This window comes from Streptomyces sp. DvalAA-14 (genome assembly GCF_900091855.1).
GTDB lineage: Bacteria > Actinomycetota > Actinomycetes > Streptomycetales > Streptomycetaceae > Actinacidiphila.
Genome location: NZ_FMCH01000118.1, coordinates 1 through 1,464 on the forward strand (window position 1 = coordinate 1; position 1,464 = coordinate 1,464).

1 pseudogene is annotated in these 1,464 nt (G+C 67.4%); it reads right to left on the bottom strand.

Annotated features, from left to right (window positions below):
• Positions 1-1,462: pseudogene (locus GA0115240_RS05550) on the bottom strand (lactate utilization protein B); the annotation flags it as partial.
• Positions 1,463-1,464 lie beyond the last annotated feature (2 nt).

Here is a 1,464-nt window from a genome sequence, read left to right on the forward strand (position 1 = left end):
TTCGTGGTGTTTCCACCAGGTGCGGAAGGTGGGTGGGGGGGATGGGGGGGGAGGTCTCGTGTGGTGGTCCAGGCTTGTGCGGTGCGGGTGGGGAGGTGGTGGTGGGGGTGGAGTGCGCGGGTGTGGGTGGCGAGGTGTTGGGTGGTTTTCCAGGCGGTGGGGTGGTCGAGTGTCCAGCGGGCGGCGCGCATGGCGGTGCGTTCGGTGGTGTGGCCTTTGGCGGGTTTGATGGTGGTGCGGGTGCCGCGGGTGGTGACGGGGCCGCCTTGGGTGATGCGTTCGCGGAGGTGGACGAGGATTTGGGGGATGTTGATGGCGACGGGGCAGACGTCGTAGCAGGCGCCGCAGAGGGTGGAGGCGTAGGGGAGGGTGGTGTCGATGGGGGTGGTGGTGCCGCGTAGTTGGGGGGTGAGGATGGCGCCGATGGGGCCGGGGTAGGGGGAGCCGTAGGCGTGGCCGCCGGCGCGTTCGTAGACGGGGCAGACGTTGAGGCAGGCGGAGCAGCGGATGCAGCGCAGGGCTTGGCGGCCGGTGGTGTCGGCGAGGGTGTCGGTGCGTCCGTTGTCGAGCAGGACGAGGTGGAAGGTCTGGGGTCCGTCGCCGGGGGTGGTGCCGGTCCACAGGGTGGTGTAGGGGTTCATGCGTCTGCGGTGGAGGAGCGGGGGAGGGTTTGGAGGAAGACTTCGAGGTCTTGGTAGGTGGGGATGATTTTTTCGATGCCGGCGATGGTGATGAGGGTGTCGGGGAGGGTGAGGCACATGCGGCCGTTGCCTTCGGATTCCAGGACGGCCATGGTGCCGGTTTCGGCGATCATGAAGTTGGCGCCGGAGATGGCGACTTTGGTGCGGAGGAATTTTTCGCGGAGGTGGAGTCGGGCGGCTTCGGCGAGGTCGGTGGGGGTGTCGGTGAGGTTGTCGGGGGCGGGGCGGCCCCAGTGGGCCATGGTGCGGGTGAAGATGTCGCGGATTTCGGTGCGGTTTTTGTGGATGGCGGGGACGAGGATGTGGGAGGGCTTGTCGTTGTCGAGTTGGACGATGAGTTCGGCGAGGTCGGTTTCGTAGGCGGTGATGCCGGCTTGGGCGAGGGCTTCGTTGAGGCCGGTTTCCTGGGTGGTCATGGATTTGACCTTGACGACTTCGGTGTGTCCGGTGGTGTGGACGATGTCGGTGACGATGCGGTTGGCTTCGTCGGCGTCCAGGGCCCAGTGGACGGTTCCGCCGGCTGCGGTGACGGCTTGTTCGAGTTGGACGAGGTAGGTGTCCAGGTGGCGCAGGGTGTGGTCTTTGATGGCGGCGCCGGCGGCGCGCAGTTGGGGCCAGTCGTCGAGTTCGGCGATGGCGGTGGCGCGTTTGTCGCGGATGGTGTGGGTGGCATGGGTCAGGTTCGCCCGCAGCTGGGTGTCCCGGGTCGAGACCCGGGCGGCCTGCGGGAACGACGGCAACCCCAGATACGTACCGCTCATCG